This window comes from Rhodococcus sp. OS5 (assembly GCF_056837585.1).
In genome coordinates this window covers 1,401,499-1,419,989 of record NZ_CM166368.1, presented here as the reverse complement: position 1 = coordinate 1,419,989, position 18,491 = coordinate 1,401,499, and the positions used below count along the sequence as shown (strand labels likewise).

The following is an 18,491-nucleotide window of genomic DNA, read 5'->3' as shown; positions in this document are numbered from 1 at the left end:
GGGGTCACGGCTTCCTTTCCAGCGCCGGGCACAGCAAGATCGATCGACATGGGGGAACAGACACATATCATCCGCAGGCCGGACCAACTGTCGATCGGTCGCACCGATGCCGAGATCCGACAGGCCTGCGCTAGTGGAACCTGGGCCAGAATCCATCGTGGTGCGTACGTGGACAGCGGCCACCTGTCCCGCCTCGACGCATACGGACGACATCGATTGCGGGCAGAGGCCGTGGCCTGCGCCGCTTCACCCGGTGCCACTGTCAGCCACGTCTCGGCTGCGGTTCTGCACGGTTTCGAACTCTGGAACACTCCGCTCGAGGTCGTTCACCTGTCCCGGAACCGGCGAGGTGGTGGCCGAAAGTCCGCTCGACGTCACGTGCACTCGACATGGCTGGCGGACAACGAGATCACCGAAGTCGATGGGCTGCGCGTCACGACTCCGGCACGAACTGTTGCGGATCTCGCGAGGACACTCACTTTCGAACAGGCTCTCGTCGTGGGCAATTCAGCGTTGCACCGTTCAAGGTTGCCCAAGGACGCGGTTGCAGCATCGCTGGCACTCAGCCCGAACGATCCGCGCCATCGACATGCGCTCCACGCGCTCACCGCGATGGACTCCCGTATCGAAAGCGTCGGTGAATCACGGAGCCTCGCATTGTTCCTGCACGAACACTTACCGCTCCCCGAACCCCAGGTCGACATCCACGACGCTCGAGGGTTCGCCGGCCGCGTCGACTTCCTGTGGCGTGAGCAGCGCACCATCGGAGAGTTCGACGGCCGCGTCAAGTACGGCCGACTGGTGCCCGCCGGTCGCAGCCCCGAGGACACGCTCTGGAACGAGAAGCTCCGCGAAGACCGACTCCGTGACGCAGGGTGGGAGGTCGCGAGGTGGACGTGGGCCGACCTGTCGACCCCGTCACTGGTGGCAAGTCGGATCCTGGCGGCCTTCGCGCGCAGCCACGGGGCCGTCAGCTACTGATCACAGGCTTCCACAGCTCGATCGTCGGAATGCCGGGTGGAGTGAATCCGAGCACCTGCCCGTAGAAAGACAGCTCGGCGTTGCGCGAGCTGATGATGGTCGACTGCTTGCGGAATCCGTGAGATTCACCCTCGTAGGCCAGGTACGCGTGCGGAATGCCCTTGGCCACCAGAGCATCCCGGAATCGCTCCGCCTGCGAGGGTGGCACGATCGGATCGTCGAGACCCTGGAGAAGCAACACCGGGCAGTTCAACCCGTCGACGTTGTTGAGTGGAGCACGTTCCGCGTACAGGTCGGCAGATTCCGGCAGCGGGCCGATCAAACCGTCGACGTAACGCGATTCGAAATCGTGAGTTTCCTGCACGAACAGGTCCAGTTCGGCCACGCCGAAATAGGAAGCACCACAAGCGAACACGTCGGACGTCGTCAGTGCGGCCAGAACGGTCCAACCACCGGCGGATCCGCCTTCGATGGCAAGGCGGGCCGGATCGGCAAGCCCCTGCTCGGCCAACCCGTTGACGGCGGTGACGACGTCCTGCACGTCGACGACACCCCACTGACCACGCAATCGATTACGGTACTCACGTCCGTAACCGGTCGACCCGCCGTAGTTCACGTCGACGACGCCGATTCCGCGGCTGGTGAAGAAGGCGTAGACGAGGTTGAGGGCCGGTGCGACGTGCGCCGTCGGCCCACCGTGAACAAACGCGACATACGGCGGTCGTTCATCGTCGAGCCCTTTGTATCGCGGACTGCGCGGCGGATACGCAACGGCGTGAACTTCTCGCCCGTGTCCGTGAGCCACGACGGCTCGCGCTTCCGGAAGGTAGGCAGACTCGGGCAATTCTTCGACCGACGAACGGATTTCGGTGAGTTCGCCGGTACCGAGGTCCAGTTCACGTAGCGCGCCCGCCAGTTTCGCGCCTCCCGAGATGAGCAGTAACCGATCGTTGCGAACTTGCATGAGGCCGATGCTGGTGACACCCGGGGTCGCGATGTCGCGCAGTTCCCCCGACGCCGGGTCGAGTACCGCCAGCGTGTCGGTTCCGACGGTGCGTGCGGTGAGAAGGTGCCCGTTGCCGAGTTCGACGAACCAGCGCCCACCGAAGCGCCACTGCGGGCCACCGAAATCCGCGTTCACCGGGCAAATCGGGCTGATCTTGCCGCCGACGCGATAGATGTTCCACCAGCCGCTGCGATCGCTGATTGCGTAGAGTTCGTCGTCGGTGATCCACTCCGGCTGCAGGACGGACTCTTCAAGTCCGCCGATCAGCACGGAATACGCCTGAGCGACGCCGTCGACGAGTGGAGCTACCCTCAGTTCGGTACCGTCCCAGGGCATTTGCGGATGGTTCCATGCGATCCAGGCGATCTTGGTTCCACTCGGCGAAAGCCTCGGTGACGAGAGGAAGTCCGAGCCGCCGACGATCGAGCGGATGTTGCCGGAACCGTCCAGCGGAATCGCGCAGATATCGCGAGTGATCACCCCGTCCTCCGCGTGCGCTTCCCGAACCGCCCACACCTCGCCGTTCACGATCTGCAGGTCTGCGTATCGCAATGCGGCCGGCGACGCCGGTTCGGGCGTCAGAGCCCGTGGAGTGACTCCTTCGAGGATGTACACCCGTTGATCGGAGAATTCACTGAAGACCAGTTTTCCGGACTCGGTGACCGTCCAGGCGCCACCGCCGTACTCGTGAACCCTGGTTCGCGCGTTCCACGGCGCGGGGAGGATGTCGACGGGTTGGTTGTCGAGACCAGATCGACGGATCGAGGTCCGACCACCCTCGGTCGGACGAAGTTCAGCCCACCAGATCTCGTCACCGACGTATCGTCCACCCTCGACAGGATGCCCACCTGCAGCCAGATCAGCTGCTCCGATCGGAGAAGTCCACGATCCGTACGGGGCTGCAATCTGCTCGCTGGGGGTCATCGCTCGACAATAGCCAACGGGGCGTGCGACACGGTCCCCGACAATGCACTTGCACAGTGGTGGAATCATGTAACTCGTGAGCACACCAGAACCCGTCCGCCACCGTCAGCCGCAGCGCGAGCTGGAGCAGTCGTCGAAGCTCCAGAACGTCCTGTACGAAATCCGTGGACCGGTGCACGCGCATGCCGCCCGGTTGGAGGCGGAAGGACACCGGATCCTCAAGCTCAACATCGGCAACCCGGCACCGTTCGGATTCGACGCCCCCGATGTGATCATGCGGGACATGATCGCCGCCCTGCCCTATGCACAGGGCTATTCGGAGTCGAAGGGCATTCTGTCGGCGCGGCGCGCAATCGTGACGCGTTACGAGCTGGTTCCCGGCTTCCCCGAGCTCGACGTCGACGACATCTACCTCGGCAACGGTGTTTCCGAGCTGATCACGATGACCATGCAGGCCCTCCTCAACAACGGCGACGAGGTTCTGATCCCAGCACCGGACTACCCCCTGTGGACTGCGATGACGAGCTTGTCCGGAGGGACGCCCGTCCACTATCTCTGCGACGAGGCCAACGACTGGAATCCCGATATCGCCGATATCGAATCCAAGATCACCGACAAGACCAAGGCTCTCCTCGTCATCAACCCGAACAACCCCACGGGTGCGGTGTACTCGATGGAGGTTCTGCAGCAGTTGGTCGATCTGGCACGCAAGCATCAGCTTCTGCTGCTCGCCGACGAGATCTACGACAAGATCCTCTACGACGACGCCAAGCACATCTCGCTGGCAACACTTGCCCCTGATCTGCTGTGCCTGACGTTCAACGGCCTCTCGAAGGCCTACCGCGTCGCCGGCTACCGCTCCGGCTGGGTGGCGATCACGGGCCCGAAGGATCACGCGGCCGGCTTCCTCGAGGGACTCGATCTCTTGGCGTCGACCCGTCTGTGCCCCAACGTCCCCGGACAGCACGCCATTCAGGTCGCCCTCGGCGGTCACCAGAGCATCGAAGACCTGATCCTGCCCGGCGGCCGCCTGCTCGAGCAGCGCGACGTCGCTTGGGAGCGATTGAACATGATTCCGGGCGTTTCGTGTGTGAAGCCTCGCGGCGCGCTCTACGCGTTCCCTCGTCTGGATCCGAACGTCTACGAGATCCACGACGACGAGAAATTGGTTCAGGACCTGCTTCTCCAGGAGAAGATCCTGATGGTTCAAGGCACCGGGTTCAATTGGCCGAATCACGATCACCTTCGGATCGTCACCCTTCCGTGGGCCCGAGATCTCGCCGTGGCCATCGAGCGATTCGGCAACTTCCTCACCAGTTACAAACAGTAGATTCTCACGCTGAATCCGGCTGAAATCGAGTAAACAATTCGTTGTACAAATGCCCCGTAAACGTAAAACTGCGGGGCATTTGTGCGACCTTGGTCACATTTTTCGCAAACCATGCGGTTTGATTGACTCTTTAACTATTTAGTGACCTGCCCCGATGTGAAAACGGTCCAACCGGTACGTGATTCGTTGTGAAATTGGTAGTTGGACAACGCGCCAAATCGGTTTGAAATTGGGTACATTAGTTAGCAGCACTTCGGTGCCGCGAGCACCTGGTATCCCTCCCCCCCCCTGTGGATACCAGGTTGGTGGCGGGGACAACCCCCCCTGTTCCCCGCCACCCAGCTCGACCAATCCCAGTTTCACAACCCCTCATCGGTAGCACCGGTTTTCGCCGACTCTGCCTTGAAGCGACACTGCCTTTCACCGACACTGCCGTCAGAAGCTGACCATTCGCTTCGGAGCCGATAACATTGCACCGGTGCAAATCCCCAGTCCGACACTCAGTTTCCGATGAGTCACGGCCACGGCCACGGTGGCCCCATTCAGATCGGCCCCACCGCATCACGCGTCGTCATCGGGTTGCTCGTCGTCATCGGCATGGTCGTCGTCGCGGCAGCTGTCGCACTGTGGCCGGACAAGAACACCATTCCCGTCCCACTCCCCTTCCAGAATGCCGACGGCAGCTCGGTGGAAACCGAGGCGGGCACCGTCACGATGCAGGATCTCGGTGACTGCGGAAGTTCCTCTGCCGGAAGGGTATTCGTCGGTGCCCCGCAACCGCCGCCTACCTCCGCCTACCAGTGCCAGCGAAGTATCGTCGATATCGAATCCGGGCCGAATGCCGGAACGAAGACATTGCTCGAGGTCATTCCGGGCGCCGGTCAGCCGGACCTTCGCGTGGGTGACCACATTCGCCTGGTGCGTCAGACCGACCCGAACGGAAACACGCAGTACTCCTTCGAAGACTATTCGCGTGGGCTCCCGCTGGCGTTGATCGTCATCGCGTTCGCCGTCGTCATCATCGCAGTCGCACGGTGGAGAGGGCTGCGCGCACTCGTCGGCCTGGTGATCGCCTTCGGCGTAGTCGTCGGGTTTCTCCTACCCGCTCTGCTCGACGGCAAGCCTGCGATACCGGTTGCGCTGGTCGCCGGGGCGGTGATCTTGTACGCGGTTCTCTATCTGGCGCACGGGGTCTCACTCAAGACCAGTTCTGCTTTGCTCGGCACCCTTGCCGCCATGGTGCTCGCCGCGGTTCTCTCCTACCTCTGCATTGAACTGACACACCTCACCGGTTTGTCTGAAGAGCAGAACACCAATGTTCAGACCTATATCGAGCACATAGACATCACCGGCCTGCTGCTGGCGGGCTTCATCATCGGCTCGCTCGGCGTTCTCAACGACGTCACCATCACCCAGGCATCCTCGGCATTCGAGTTGGCCGAACTCGACAAGCATGCGTCCCGTCGAAAAGTCTTCGGCGGTGCGATGCGGGTCGGACGTGATCACATCGCCAGCACGGTCTACACCTTGGTTCTCGCGTACGCGGGTGGGGCGCTGCCACTGCTACTGCTCTTCAGCGTCAGCGGGCGCCCTCTTCAGGACGTCCTGGTCGGTGACGCCGTCGCAATCGAGATCGTAAGGTCCGCTGTCGGCGGAATAGCCCTGGCGCTTTCGGTTCCACTCACCACTGCCATCGCCGTGATTCTCGCCCGTCCGCCCGGTAGCGCGGTCAAGGCCGGCCCCACGTCAGGTGGCCGACACTCCAAGCGTTGACACCAGCTGTTCAGCGAAGCAGACGGGAAAGTATGCTCCCACGACGCTTGAACCTGACGCAGTCACAGAGGGCGCAGTCGGTTCCCGCACGATGATGGCTGTGTGCCACCTCTGCATGACCGCATGCACATACTTCGCCCTCGCCATTAGCCACGGCGCCATCGTACTGGACTGCACAAACCCGACCAGTCGGTCGCATCAGGCAAATCGCTCGCACATGGAAGTTCACAATTTATTCGCGCTATCACCCGCCTTGAAGTGCAACGATTCTCAATAGAGCAATTTTGACCGACCCGTCGACATGCACAAGTTAACTACTGGCAAGTAGCATCGGAAGATCGACTTCCGAAAGTGGACATGACGCACTCATCACCGGTCACAACCGTGGCATCACCAGAAACGCCAGCTACAGACAAGCGCAAGTTCGAGTACGACTCGATCGCCGTGCTGATCTCGGGCGCCGTCACGGCAGTACTCGGGCTGGTGTTCTGGGCAGTCACAGCTCGGATGTATCCGGTCGACGTTGTCGGCCGGGCATCTGCGGTGATCAATTCGGCGGTGGTACTGTCCACTCTGTCTACGTTGAGCCTCGGATCGATGTACGAGCGATTCCTACCTTTGGCAGGAAGCCGTGCCGGCGCACTGGTGGCGCGCGGATATCTCCTCGTAGCGCTCCTCGCGACAATCCTCGCCACCGCACTGTTGATGTTCGGTCCACGTGAAAAACTGTTCTCCTCGGGGTGGGCCATGCTCTCGTATGTAGGGCTCGTCGTTACCCTCGCGCTGTTCGCCCTCGAAGACCAGACCACCAACGGTCTTCGAGTTGCGAGGTGGTCAGCCGCGAAGAACATCGTTCATGCCATCGCCAAACTAGCTCTTGTCGCGTCACTGGCATTCACAGCGCATGAACTTGCTGTCGTCGGAGCCTGGGGTGGGTCGGCGGCGATCGCGGCCCTGGTCCTCGGTGTTGCGATACGTCGGAAACTGCGCACGCGAGGTGAGTCCGCGGCCCAACCGGCACTTCCCCCTGCACGTGAACTGTGGTCGTACTTCGGCCACTCGTACGGCCTCATGACGCTCGGTTCCCTTGCCCCGCTTGCAGTGCCGCTCGTTGTCATTTCACTTCTCGGCGCGGAGGAGAATGCATACTTCGCGATAACCTGGGCATTGGTGAGCGCCCTGTTCGTACTCTTCTACATGCTCATGGGCCCATTCGTCTCAGAGGCGAGCGCCTTTCCGACGCAGATACAGTCACTGACCCGTCGATTCATCGCACTACTGTCCGGACTCGCCGTTCTCGGTGCAATCTTTCTCGCACTCGTGGCACCGGTTGCGCTGGGATCCGTCGGCGATCACTATCGGACAGAAGGCACGACCCTACTTCGCTTGTCTGCGATCATCATTCCGATATCCGCACTCGTCGTTCTACACAACGCACTCGCCAGGGTGTACCAAAGAATGGGCTCGGCTGTTGTTGCGCAAGTACTCAACACCATCGTGGTCATCGCCGGATCAATTGTCCTGACACCTCACGTCGGCATAGCCGGTGTCGGCTGGTCCTACCTCGCGGCCGAAATTCTCTCCGCAGCAATTGTTTCGGTTCCACTGGTCGGAATGTTGCGACGCGCCGCACGTACTCCGACTCAAATCGAATCCAACGAATCGACGGTCGATCACCAGCCGGGGGCATAGACGCTCACCCAATCGATTTCGACGTTCGAGACCGCAGGCGTACCCGCAGATGGACAGGACCCCACTCCCCACGCCACTTTCCGCGCGCAGGCCCCGGACTCGGTTTGCAGTCCGAGCCACATCGGCGTCGCCGGAACCTTGGTTGCAGATTCGAACGTAGTCCACACGCGACCGTTGAGAGTGCCGCGAACAATTCCTGGCCCCCACTCCACTCCCACCGTATTCCAGTTGCTGAAGTCGCCTGTGATGTCTGCTTGCCCCTGACCGAATCCATCTGTCGGTGTATTCCAGTGTACGAACGCCGACATCGACTTCCGGTTTCCGTCAACAGTTTCCGCAATGTCGATCTCGGGGGGCCATATTTCATTCTTCGGCCACAACAGAAGATGGAAGCTGATCTCGTCGGACTTGTCTGCCCTAAATCTCATTTCCCATTTGCCATACTGCTGCGCGCGGGTGAAGTTGGAAACCCCACCCGTGAGCCATCGACCATCTACTTGTTGCGCACGAAGCTGCAACTTGCCACCGTCGAGGCGAACCATCGACGGATCCCACCAGCTCGCCGAATTGCCACCTGGTGCACCATAGTAAGGACCCCAGTCCCCGCCCAGCGAACACCGGTCGAAGTTGTCGATGAAGATCTGGCGCCACTTCGGCCAGGTCGAAATATTCCCGACCGGAGCAGGTTTGGTACCGGACCTCGCTACCGAAGAACACAGCGGAGCTGCGCTCACAGTTGCCTGCGGCACTATTCCCACAAGAACAGACAGAAGAAGAAGATTGAGCCAACCGAAGAACCGCTTCGAAACACGCTGCCGTGGATTTACCATCATGCCACCGTCTAGTCGCAGTGAATGTTCATCTGCTACCAGAGCATAACGCACCAATTGGGACTAAAGGTATAAATTTTCAGCGACAATTAATCCACAGCTACTACCGACGTGGAGTCAGTTCGATCAGTTCGAGATCAGTACTTCGCGCAGACTCGACAGCTGCCAGAGCCGCGAAATCGGGCGAGTAGACGCTGACCCAATCGATATCGATGTCAGCGATTGCCGGCGACCCCGAAACCGGGCAATCCCCCGTTCCCCACTCCCTCTGCTTGTCACATGCCCCGGCTTGCGCCTGAATCCCCAACCACATGGAAGTCGATGGAACAAAAGATGATTCGAATTCAGCCCACTCACTATCGTCGACAAGGTATCGAACAATTCCCGGGCCCCACTCCACACCGACGGTATGCCATTCGTCGAATCGACCAGTTGTGTCCGCTTGTGCGAAGTGATGCTCACCTTCGTCGGACCAATGAATGAAAGATGACATCGACTCACGTCGACCCGACACACTTTCCGCGATGTCGATCTCTGGCGGCCATACCTCGTCTCGCGGCCACAGCAACACATGATAGCTGATCTCGTCCGATACCCCCGCCCGCAGACGAACCATCCATTTCCCATAAGTTTGCGACACTGCACTGTTAGAAACACCGCCAGTGACCCACTGGTCGCCATCCTGCTGCGCACGCAGGCGCAAAACCCCCTCGGTGACACTGACTTGCTCAGGCTCCCACCAACTGTGAGGATCACCCCCAGGTTGGCCGCTGTACGCCCCCCACATTTCTCCCAGCTCGCAGCGATCGAAGTTGTCCACGAATACTTGCGTCCACCCGCGCAGATCCCCTGTCGGCGCATTCGTGGTGCCTGGCGCGCTCGGTCCTTCTTCACATGCGTCGGTTGGCACGTCACCCGTGACCGAACACCCCACTGACAAGCACAAAGCGACAACTCCCCCGAGGGCCGTTATTTTGTTGAACAACAATGTGTTTCACTCCTGACTCGAGATCAGCGCGATCTGGTCGAATCGTAAGAACACCACGGCGACTGCACACAGGACCAGGACGACCCCGAGAACGGTAAGAGCTCTCGCAGCCTTCCCACGGCCGATGGTGCCAAGGTCCGGCACCTGCCGTTCCCGCGTCACCGTAATCAGAGTGAGCACAACGAACAACAATCCGAAGATGCATGCTCCCAACAGATTTGTCATCGCTGTTCCAGGTCGATCTCGGGGGCACCAGCGCGACGCAGCACGGTGACATCGGCATTCTCGACGACGATCTCGAAATTGCCGGACGCGAGCATATCGGCGATGGCATCGTCGAACATTCCCGCAGGGTATCCGTATTGAAGGGATATCTGGGAGGAAGCCTGCTGCGCAACGAATACGTAGTCCGGATCTCGATCAGCGACACATGTATCGAAGTTGTCCAGGCAATCGATCGAATCAACTTGAGAAACCGTCACTCCGGTGAGAATTCGCGGGGAGACCAGTTGCGCGGACGGTCCCCACGCCATGATCGTGACACCGTCCGGTACTGACGCGAGGAGTGCATCACCAATCCGGATCTGATAAGGCGACGAGTGCTCGAATGAGGTGTTCAACCCTCGAGTAGCGGTGAGAATGACGGAGAGAACGAGAATCGACAGCGACGCCATGACAACACGCGGTATACGCCCGCCACGCCGTCGTCTCGAATTCATCAGAACGTTCCGAAGCGCAGCGGCACTACGCACAATTGTCACGGCGCCAAGTGGAGCCAGGATCGGAGCTGCCATGACAAAACACCGAATGACCACTTCGCCGCCGTAACTCTGTACTGCCACTAATCCGAAGGGAACCACACACAGCACTCCCGACATCAACCACGTCTTTCGTCCACGTGTCAGAACCCAGCCGAGGAACCCGAGCAATCCCATGAAACCTGTAGCTGCGAGCCGCAGATATTGCATTGCTTGGTAGGTCGGCCCGGAGCCGATGCGTTTGCTGACACCGCCTTGCACCGCGCCGCTCACCTGCCCGACATCCGACAGCAACGCCTGAAGGTGGCCTTTCCAGTAGTCGACTGCGCCGTAGCTGAACCAGACGAGAAAGAGCGCGCCGGCGGCCACCCACAACAACCGATAGCGAGTCGATCCCGTCAGCGTGAACATCAACAGTGCACCGACCATCACCATCGGCGTCAACTGGTGTGTCACAACCATCGCCGCCAGAATCACAACCAGAATCGCCTCTACGGCGAGGGTCTGCGCCGAACTCTGTCCAGGCACACGCCCCGGAGTGCGACGAGATGCGCCGACAGTTCTCGCCACCAACCCTCCCTCGACCACGGGGAGTGGAGCACGACGCAGTTGCCACAAGAGCACTGCAATCACGCTGGTGTAGAACATCATTGCGGTTGGTTGTGGCGCAAAGTAGTCCTGTTGGTACCAGTTGAAAAGCAAATAGACAAACACGCCCAGCCATGCCACACGTCGACTCCGTGATATCGACAACCCGATCGAGTAGATCGGCAACGCGATCATCGCGTTGAAGAACACGGGTGCCCAGATGAAAATGGCGGTGAAATCGGTAATCCCGTAGGCGGTACTCATTTGGGCGCTCCCGGAGAAGAATCCAGCCCAACTGAAGCGCGCGTCGGAGGGTGGTGGAAGTTCTCCGAAATGGACGAGTATCTCGATGAGACCACGATGTACGTAAGCTGTGGGGATTGATGTCACCCCGTCTGCAAGGCTTACCAGCAAAGTCGTGAATGTGATCAAAGTCAGTGCTGCGACAGTCAGCACTACTGCGTCGAGTCTGCGCGAAGTCAGTGCGATCCCGGCTACGAGTGAGACCAGGAAAAGCGCAACGTAGTACGCCCACCCGATTTCTGGAATGATTCCTGCCGCGCCTGCGGCAGCGGTGTCCAGAGTTCGAACTGCCACCGCGAAGAAGAGCACTGCAACCGTGATCGTCACACCGGCGAGCATTCGCCGACGCCCTACCCGCGGCGGTCCGATCTCTCGATAGGGCATAACCTTCCACGCCACCGCACAGGAGAGGAGGGACAGCCCGCACAGCACTGTCTGAATCAAGGTCGGATGAAATGCGCCGATAACGAACTGAGACTGCGCAACAATGATGTTGACCGAGAGTGAGAGGCTTATCCCCACTGCCGTCGTGATCACTGGATCCGGAATGCGAACCATGAGTGCAATAGGCACACCAGGAACCAGAACCGTCGTCGCGACCCCGATCAACACGCGCAGTGAGAATGGAACTCCCTCCCCTCCATCGCGGCGAACAAGCAACGCGAGAATCAGCGCGGTACAGGTCAATACAGCGATTGCGATGAGGACGACATGATCGAGTCCCAGTTGTGCGGTGCGAGTGGTTCCGCCGTCATCGAGGTCACCTCGATGACGACCTCGCTTCGTTTCCGCGTCCCCCTTAGTCGACGCCTGTCCGACGATCATCGGGACAACTGATCCGCCTGCGCCCGCCTACGACGCAGGCGTAGCTTGCTGGAAGCGTACAGATAGGGGCCGGCCAGATACCCGGCCAGTTCCACTCGCTTGAGATCGCCGGGCATCGTTGTACTTCTGTCACCGAAACGCGCAGTGTCGGGAACGAGAAGCATGCGCACACCTCGGGGCACGACCTTCAACAAACCCAGAGCAGTCCGGTCGCCGCCCGAAATGATCTTGACCAAAACCGCGGACATTCCCGTTCCGTAGCCGTACATCTGGTCCCGCAACTCCGCGACACTCGCGCGGTGATGGTGTCCTACTGTTGCCTCGGGGGCGTAAACCAGCGTCGCTCCAGCAAGAACTACCCGCCGAAACAGGTCGAGGTCTTCGCCTCCGAGCGTCGGTGTTCCGGGTCCGAGTGCCTCGTCGAACCCGCCGAGACGTCGGATGCTTTCGGTGCGGAAGGCCATGTTGTTGCCGCTACCGAGTTCGCCTGCCGTGTAGGGGAAAAGCGGTGAAGTCCCCCGCTGACCCAATCCGATCGAAGCAATTTTCGGCGTCTCCATCGCCCACAAGGTCGTGGTATCGCCCTTGTCGAATATGCCCACTTCCTCGAACCACCGTTGTTCGGCGGTGTCGATGCCAATTCCCACAACGCGACCGGTCACCGCAGCAACCTCGTGGGAGGCGTCGAGCACGAAGACGTCCAAAATCTTCTCGATCCACAATGGGTCGGGCTCCGCGTCGTCGTCGGTGAAGGCCACGATTCGCCCGTTCGCGTGGTGAAGTCCGAGATTACGCGCGGCAGAAGCACCTTTGACTGGTTGTCTCAGTATCACGCAACGCTCGTCGTCCATCGCCGACAGGACCTGGTCCACGCGATCGGTATCAGGTTTGTTGTCGACCACCAGAATTTGCAGATTGTGGTGGCTCTGACCCAACAGAGCGTCCAGTGTCCGAGCGAGCGAATCACGGCCGACGGTGGCCACGACCACAGACACCAGTTCATCGGCGTTTATGTCGTCGCAGTCGTCAACCAGGTGCTCTCCACCGAATACGGTTCTCGCCGAAAGGAACCCGAGCAAGGTGGCAGGGAACCCGAAAATCAGAGCTGCCGCGCGGGCTGGCGCGAAGCGATCGCCTCGAATCGAATCCTTGGCTGCGGTGAAGATTCCACTGCTCAAGACACCGACGACGTACGCCCGTTCGTTGGACAACCCGTCCGCGCTCCCCACCGCTTGGGTGAGAATTCGCTTGGACCGACCTTCGTAGAAACAACGTCGACGAAAATAGCGAAACTGCTGGCGGTCGGCAGGAACAAAATGATCGACTGCGAAATCACAGACTCGCAGTATCTTGGCAGTGCGATCCCGCTGGCGGATCTTGATTCCCATCAGCGTCTCCTCACAACCGACCGGCAACGTGCCGACCCGCCCGAGTTCGCTCGAGAACCCGCCGATGGACTCGAGCGCGGTGCGCCGAACCGCCATACATGCGCCGATCGGATTGCGAATCTGTTCTCCGTCTGGTGGGAGGCCGCGGTAGTCGCAGCCGACGACCCAGCCGTATTCCTCCGGAAACCACCGAGCCTTAGACCCCTCGTACCGTGCGTGCACTGCCCCTCCGACTGCCGCAATCGTGGGATCTGCACTCATCGTTGCTCGGATCGCGTCGATCCCGCCAGTTCGGAGGATCGCATCGTCGTCGAGAAATGCCACCAGATGACCGTTGCCTGCACTGATTCCGCAGTTTCTCGCGCCGGACAAGCCCTGCTCGGCAGTGTTGGGCACCACCCGGACCCCCGTTGGTACGCGTGCACGAACATGAGCAAGCATGGACTCGTTGTGATCGATGACAACAACGACCTCGTCGCCTGGGCCGTTTGCCTGGACAGTGGCGGCATCAACCGCAGCGAGCAGCATCTCGAGCCGACTCATGCTGTACGCGCAGATCACCACGGATACCGAACATGTTGTCTTGTCGAGGAATTCGACCTTCGAAACCGGCGACGAAGACATGATCACCCCTGCCCGTTCGAATCGAACCTCGATATTCGCCTCCGCCGTCCTGCGTCACGGAGCAGAGCTCTGTACGTCGTGGCGAACGAATCTGCTCGTCGCTCGATGGACAGGTCGTCTCTGGACCGGCCCAACGCCTCGGCGGCGATTCGGGTGCATAGTGCGGGATCGCCGAGAAGCCGTTGTGCGGCAACGGTCAAAGAATCGACGTCCCCTGTCCGGAAGACCACGCCGGTGCTGTTGTCGTGAACGAAGTCGCGCAATCCTCCACTGTCACTGGCTATCACCGGGACTCCGGAGGCTTGAGCTTCCAACGCGATCAGCCCGAAAGGCTCGTCGCGAGACGGGCACGCGAGGACGTCGACGGCACGCAGAATCGACGGAATGTCATTTCTGGGCGACAGGAACCGATGGGCGCCCGGCATCGATGCCCGCGCCAAGGTGTGCAACGCGTCGACAAATGCAGCGTCATTCTTGGCCGGTGCGCCGACAACAGCCAGATGTACGTCAACTCCCGATCGACGCAACGACCCCAGTGCCTCGATCAACTCGCCGATGCCCTTCTCTCTGTCCAACCTCCCCACCACCGCCACGAGCAATGCTCGGGGATCTGCTGACAGCTCGGCGCGAATCGATGGATCGGCCACTCCCGGACTAAATCGAACAGAGTCGACACCTTGATGGACGACCCGGGCCTTCCTCCGTGCCAGCGGGCCCAACTGCTCGAATACAGCCTCGCTCACGGCGACTGCTGCGTTTGCGGTGGACACCGCACTACTCATCACCAGCCGCCCACCACCTGGGGGCACGATGTCGTGCAACTCGAGCAACGACGGCCTTCCTGCTAGTCGCGCGGCGAGCACGACGTCCACGTGAGTCATCAAGTCGTTCGAATGGACGACATCGAAGGAACGAACCTTCCCGATCAAAGCCTTGACCGCGCGCATACTTTTCGGGACTTGCGAGAAAAAGTCATACTTGGAGTTGAAGCCTTCCCCGCTTGTCGGACGCAATCCAACTCGTTTGGGAATTTCCAGCGGAACATATTCAAGGTTCGATTCTGTCCACCAGCGCCGGGTCGGGGTATCTCCGGACGGGCCTGCCAGCGACAATTGAATACCTTCCGAGGCAAGAACGAGAGCTAGATTTCGGAAGCTGTGATCGGTTCCGCCGACATTCTCCGAAAGCGTCACTCCAAGCACTTTGATAACCTCGCTACGCGTCACTGAATTAGCATACCAAGAAAGAATCACGCGCCATGAGGACACAATTTCCGAAATGTCGCATATCTCCCCACTTTCTACTATTAGAAAGGCCTCACCGTGCGAAATGAGATTCAGCCCACGCGCTACAAAGTTACCGATCTCGACGTTGCCATGGTTGAAAACTGGACATTAGTCGCAATGGGGCCAATCGACCATGGAGGTGTGGAAGGAGTTCGCGCTGCGCTCCGCACGATCGCGTCCGCGGGCCCACACGCGCGAGTCGGACTGATCCCGAGCAGTCGAACTCGGAATTGGGTGTTCGAACCGGACTCACTGCAGCGCGGCGTGCACGAAATCCCTGCTGTTCACACACAAGACCTACCTGCCACCCTCGCCGCTGCGGTCCGCCTGGCCGACGTGTCGCTGCCTATTGCGGTGACGGTCTGCGGCCGATACCTGATCGTGCGACTTGCACACGGAGTGGGAGACGGCCAGACCACAGTCAATCTCACGCGCGCGCTCGCTGACCCTGCGACGCGTACCGGCAAAGTCCCACAATGGTGCACTGCGCTACAACCGACACGATTCCCTCTGACGGCTGCCTCCTGGAATCTTTATGCGTCGAGCCCCGGCAAGCTTCTCCGCAGCGTGACCGCAGGGAGACCGAAAGAGGTTTCTTCACAACCAATTACAGCGAAGTGGCAACCTTCCCATCACGTCGGATTCGCAACATCGTCACCCACTGCGCTTGGCGATCTCGCGGCTTGGAGGAAAGCAAACGCCGTTCCCGCGTCGTTGTCGTCGATCTTCTTCGCCTCCATAGTGCGCGCACTTCGAGAGGAAGGTATCAAGGTGGACAACACCGTGAAGGTCCTGTTCGACGCCAGGCGGTACCTCCCCGAGAACCACCGGACGCTCTCCAACTTCGCGGCAGGCCTGGACTTGTCATTCGACGATGCGGGCTCACCTGCATCCGTCGGGGACGGTATCTCCGCTGCGGCCGATTCGGGTCGACCGCTGCTCAATCTCGCCGCCACTTCAGTAAAGTCCCGACTCGGTCGCATTACGCGCAGGCCGGTGGGAGACGCTGTGACGAGCGCTCCGGCACACCCTCGTGCGCGCATCGCTTACAGCGATATGTCAGGCGCTCCGCAGTTCAAGAATTTTCCATTGACCGGCACCCCGAAAGAATCTGTCTATATCGCGACCTTGTTACCTGAAAGTCCCGAACATATCGTGATTGCAGTCGGACGACTGGGAACCTTGAACAATGTCTCGTTTTCGTTTCACGACAATGTATTCGACGCCGAAAGAATCGGATCCGCATTCGAGAATGCATGCAAAAATCCACTGAAGTTCTTCAGAGAAGGAATCGCTGAATGATCCACTCGGACTACAACGAAGAATTCGTCGCAAACAAAGGAAACGGCAAATCCTCGCACATTATCGAGCTGTTCGCCAGATACGCGTGGATTTCGACACTCCTGTTTTTTGTGTGTGAATTCTTGACCGCGTGGAGCTGGCGAGGAAACTACTCGCGCCGCAATCAATTCGTAAGCGAACTAGGTGTTCGTGTCTGCGACAGTCGTGCGGGCGTGTGCAGTTGGTACTGGTTGATGAACATTTCTTTCGTGACCACTGCACTGGGAATATCTGTCGGCACACTATTGTGGTGGAAGTCGCGAGTCGTATCGCCTACAGAAGGCTCCTTTCTACTCGTGTCGGCAAGCGGTTTGATCCTGATCGCCGTGTCGTCCCTCGACCGCGGATCGATCCTCCATGGAATCGGTGCAAACATGTATTTCGTCTTGGCCAACACCGCCGTGATCATGATCGCGACCTCGTCCCGGACGCTCCGCAGACCGTCCCCAGCAAAATGGGTCGCCCTCGCAGCCGGAGTACTCGGACTGAGCGCCTACTTCATCCACACAGTCGGCGGTCTCGGCATGCTCGGGATGGGCACGATCCAAAGGTTCACGGTGTACCCCTCACTGATCGGCCTGATCGCGCTGGCGACGGTCCTGGGCTCCGAACCGGCAACCAGACGCGAACAGGAACCGATTTAATGTGCGCTCCAACCTGCTTCAGCTAACGATCGACTCAGGCAACGTCAATTTTTGCGGGTCGAGAGGGATGGAACGACGCGAGGTGGCGCCCCTGCGCGCGCTGCGTCGGCGGCGCCACTCCATCCCGATTATACGCAGCACGCGCATTCCGTCAGAGAAGGCATTGAGGTTGCTGACACCGTGAATTCGATCGGCCTCGAAGCTTCCGACTTCCGCAATTCCCAATCCGGCGGCAGCTACACGAACATTGATCAACGTCTCGATCTCGAATCCGTCACCCCACTGAGCTGCAGCAATGCCTGTATCCGGGAGCTGCATGACGTCGAGTGCATTGCGCCAGAACGCGTTGTACCCATAGCAAAGGTCTGTGAAATGCGTACGAAAGAGGATATTCACCAGGGAATTCAGGCCGTAGTTGCCTAGCCGCCGCAACTTTGTGATGTCCGAACTTCCACCCCCTGCGATAAATCGCGAACCCTTGGCGAAGTCGGCCCCATCCACGAGTGCCTGCACGAAGAGCGGAATCTCGCCGGGGTTGGTGGACCCGTCGGCATCGATCATGACAATTATGTCGCCGGTCGCCGCCTCGAACCCGCACGCCAGGGCGTTTCCTTTTCCTTTGCGCGTTTGTGTGATCACCGTGGCGTCGGGCCACAACATCGTGGCGACCTCGACGGTGTCGTCAACCGAATTTCCATCGACGAACACGATCTCGTCGATTCCCTTCGGCATCTGAGCAGCCACGTGAGGCAGATTCTTCGCCTCGTTCATCGCCGGCACGATCACCGTGACACGGGGGCGCATCGTCGCCGAACGCATACGCTCGTCTGCCGCAGGGGCGTCGTTGTCCATGATGTGCTTCCTTCGGTCGTGTGCCTCACAGTGATGCTCAATCGATACAGATTCATCGAATCGCTACCAATCAGCAAATCGAAACCTACACGAATCTGCGCCGAATGCACGGGATAGTCATCCGTCTGAGCGCAAACCATGACCTCGTTTGTATAAGCCAAATCGTCGCAAGATACTGTTCGCAAGGCGAATAATTACAGCTCAAAGGGGGAATTGCCTGAATTTTTGGGCGAAAAGAGACCAACAACCCGGTTATTGGAACACGAAAGCAAAGAAATTCGGCACCAAAGTAAAGTAGCCAGAAATTTGCTCATCCAGCCTTCGGGAACCCTGTGAAGTCGATCACCGGACCTGCTTT

14 protein-coding genes are annotated in these 18,491 nt (G+C 59.7%); 6 read left to right on the top strand and 8 right to left on the bottom strand.

The window, feature by feature from the left end:
* Window positions 1-48 precede the first annotated feature (48 nt).
* On the top strand, window positions 49-981 hold the full coding sequence (locus ACVZUB_RS06625) for a hypothetical protein (RefSeq protein ID WP_482628254.1): 933 nt from the start codon (window positions 49-51) through the stop codon (window positions 979-981).
* Here the strand turns inward: ACVZUB_RS06625 and ACVZUB_RS06620 are convergent.
* A complete protein-coding gene (locus ACVZUB_RS06620; RefSeq protein ID WP_063314859.1) occupies window positions 971-2,911 on the bottom strand; it encodes a S9 family peptidase in 1,941 nt (646 codons plus the stop codon). The two genes, ACVZUB_RS06625 and ACVZUB_RS06620, sit on opposite strands and share 11 nt — an antisense overlap.
* A 76-nt stretch (window positions 2,912-2,987) precedes the next feature.
* On the opposite strand from ACVZUB_RS06620, the gene ACVZUB_RS06615 reads away from it, so the two are divergent.
* From ACVZUB_RS06615 to ACVZUB_RS06605, 3 genes are all read left to right on the top strand, one after another.
* Window positions 2,988-4,241 carry a pyridoxal phosphate-dependent aminotransferase gene (locus ACVZUB_RS06615; RefSeq protein ID WP_003943683.1) on the top strand — a complete coding sequence of 418 codons (1,254 nt, stop codon included), beginning with the start codon at window positions 2,988-2,990 and terminating at the stop codon, window positions 4,239-4,241.
* Window positions 4,242-4,751: 510 nt separating this feature from the next.
* The gene (locus ACVZUB_RS06610) at window positions 4,752-6,014 is read left to right on the top strand and encodes a YibE/F family protein (RefSeq protein WP_003943628.1); all 1,263 of its coding nucleotides are present in this window, start codon (window positions 4,752-4,754) and stop codon (window positions 6,012-6,014) included.
* 384 nt (window positions 6,015-6,398) lie between these two features.
* Window positions 6,399-7,706, top strand: a complete 1,308-nt coding sequence (locus ACVZUB_RS06605) for a lipopolysaccharide biosynthesis protein (RefSeq protein WP_230691577.1) — start codon at window positions 6,399-6,401, stop codon at window positions 7,704-7,706.
* Here the strand turns inward: ACVZUB_RS06605 and ACVZUB_RS06600 are convergent.
* From ACVZUB_RS06600 to ACVZUB_RS06575, 6 genes are all read right to left on the bottom strand, one after another.
* Window positions 7,688-8,539, bottom strand: coding sequence for a glycoside hydrolase family 16 protein (locus tag ACVZUB_RS06600; RefSeq protein WP_063314860.1), 852 nt, complete (start codon window positions 8,537-8,539; stop codon window positions 7,688-7,690). The two genes, ACVZUB_RS06605 and ACVZUB_RS06600, sit on opposite strands and share 19 nt — an antisense overlap.
* Before the next feature lie 100 nt (window positions 8,540-8,639).
* Window positions 8,640-9,323, bottom strand: coding sequence for a glycoside hydrolase family 16 protein (locus ACVZUB_RS06595; protein WP_082893210.1), 684 nt, complete (start codon window positions 9,321-9,323; stop codon window positions 8,640-8,642).
* Window positions 9,324-9,530: 207 nt separating this feature from the next.
* Window positions 9,531-9,749, bottom strand: a complete 219-nt coding sequence (locus tag ACVZUB_RS06590) for a hypothetical protein (protein WP_007726658.1) — start codon at window positions 9,747-9,749, stop codon at window positions 9,531-9,533.
* On the bottom strand, window positions 9,746-11,998 hold the full coding sequence (locus tag ACVZUB_RS06585) for a hypothetical protein (RefSeq protein WP_063314861.1): 2,253 nt from the start codon (window positions 11,996-11,998) through the stop codon (window positions 9,746-9,748). Before ACVZUB_RS06585 ends, ACVZUB_RS06590 begins: the two co-directional genes overlap by 4 nt.
* Window positions 11,995-14,010, bottom strand: coding sequence for a glycosyltransferase family 2 protein (locus tag ACVZUB_RS06580; protein WP_482628253.1), 2,016 nt, complete (start codon window positions 14,008-14,010; stop codon window positions 11,995-11,997). Before ACVZUB_RS06580 ends, ACVZUB_RS06585 begins: the two co-directional genes overlap by 4 nt.
* A 2-nt stretch (window positions 14,011-14,012) precedes the next feature.
* A complete protein-coding gene (locus ACVZUB_RS06575; RefSeq protein ID WP_063314862.1) occupies window positions 14,013-15,203 on the bottom strand; it encodes a glycosyltransferase family 4 protein in 1,191 nt (396 codons plus the stop codon).
* 234 nt (window positions 15,204-15,437) lie between these two features.
* On the opposite strand from ACVZUB_RS06575, the gene ACVZUB_RS06570 reads away from it, so the two are divergent.
* On the top strand, window positions 15,438-16,598 hold the full coding sequence (locus tag ACVZUB_RS06570; RefSeq protein ID WP_007726654.1) for a type 1 periplasmic-binding domain-containing protein: 1,161 nt from the start codon (window positions 15,438-15,440) through the stop codon (window positions 16,596-16,598).
* Window positions 16,595-17,281 carry a DUF998 domain-containing protein gene (locus tag ACVZUB_RS06565; RefSeq protein ID WP_058038970.1) on the top strand — a complete coding sequence of 229 codons (687 nt, stop codon included), beginning with the start codon at window positions 16,595-16,597 and terminating at the stop codon, window positions 17,279-17,281. Before ACVZUB_RS06570 ends, ACVZUB_RS06565 begins: the two co-directional genes overlap by 4 nt.
* A gap of 18 nt (window positions 17,282-17,299) precedes the next feature.
* Here ACVZUB_RS06565 and ACVZUB_RS06560 read toward each other — a convergent pair whose 3' ends face one another.
* Window positions 17,300-18,133 (bottom strand): glycosyltransferase family 2 protein, encoded by an 834-nt coding sequence (locus tag ACVZUB_RS06560; protein WP_054826884.1) that lies wholly within the window; start codon window positions 18,131-18,133, stop codon window positions 17,300-17,302.
* Window positions 18,134-18,491: the final 358 nt, after the last annotated feature.

Bases quoted from the DNA above. Each gene is read 5' to 3' on its own strand.
- ACVZUB_RS06600 (WP_063314860.1), bottom strand. From the start codon at position 8,539: ATGATGGTAAATCCACGGCAGCGTGTTTCGAAGCGGTTCTTCGGTTGG.
- ACVZUB_RS06580 (WP_482628253.1), bottom strand. From the start codon at position 14,010: ATGTCTTCGTCGCCGGTTTCGAAGGTCGAATTCCTCGACAAGACAACA.
- ACVZUB_RS06565 (WP_058038970.1), top strand. From the start codon at position 16,595: ATGATCCACTCGGACTACAACGAAGAATTCGTCGCAAACAAAGGAAAC.
- ACVZUB_RS06595 (WP_082893210.1), bottom strand. From the start codon at position 9,323: ATGTGGGGGGCGTACAGCGGCCAACCTGGGGGTGATCCTCACAGTTGG.
- ACVZUB_RS06590 (WP_007726658.1), bottom strand. From the start codon at position 9,749: ATGACAAATCTGTTGGGAGCATGCATCTTCGGATTGTTGTTCGTTGTG.
- ACVZUB_RS06620 (WP_063314859.1), bottom strand. From the start codon at position 2,911: ATGACCCCCAGCGAGCAGATTGCAGCCCCGTACGGATCGTGGACTTCT.
- ACVZUB_RS06610 (WP_003943628.1), top strand. From the start codon at position 4,752: ATGAGTCACGGCCACGGCCACGGTGGCCCCATTCAGATCGGCCCCACC.
- ACVZUB_RS06625 (WP_482628254.1), top strand. From the start codon at position 49: ATGGGGGAACAGACACATATCATCCGCAGGCCGGACCAACTGTCGATC.
- ACVZUB_RS06560 (WP_054826884.1), bottom strand. From the start codon at position 18,133: ATGGACAACGACGCCCCTGCGGCAGACGAGCGTATGCGTTCGGCGACG.
- ACVZUB_RS06585 (WP_063314861.1), bottom strand. From the start codon at position 11,998: ATGATCGTCGGACAGGCGTCGACTAAGGGGGACGCGGAAACGAAGCGA.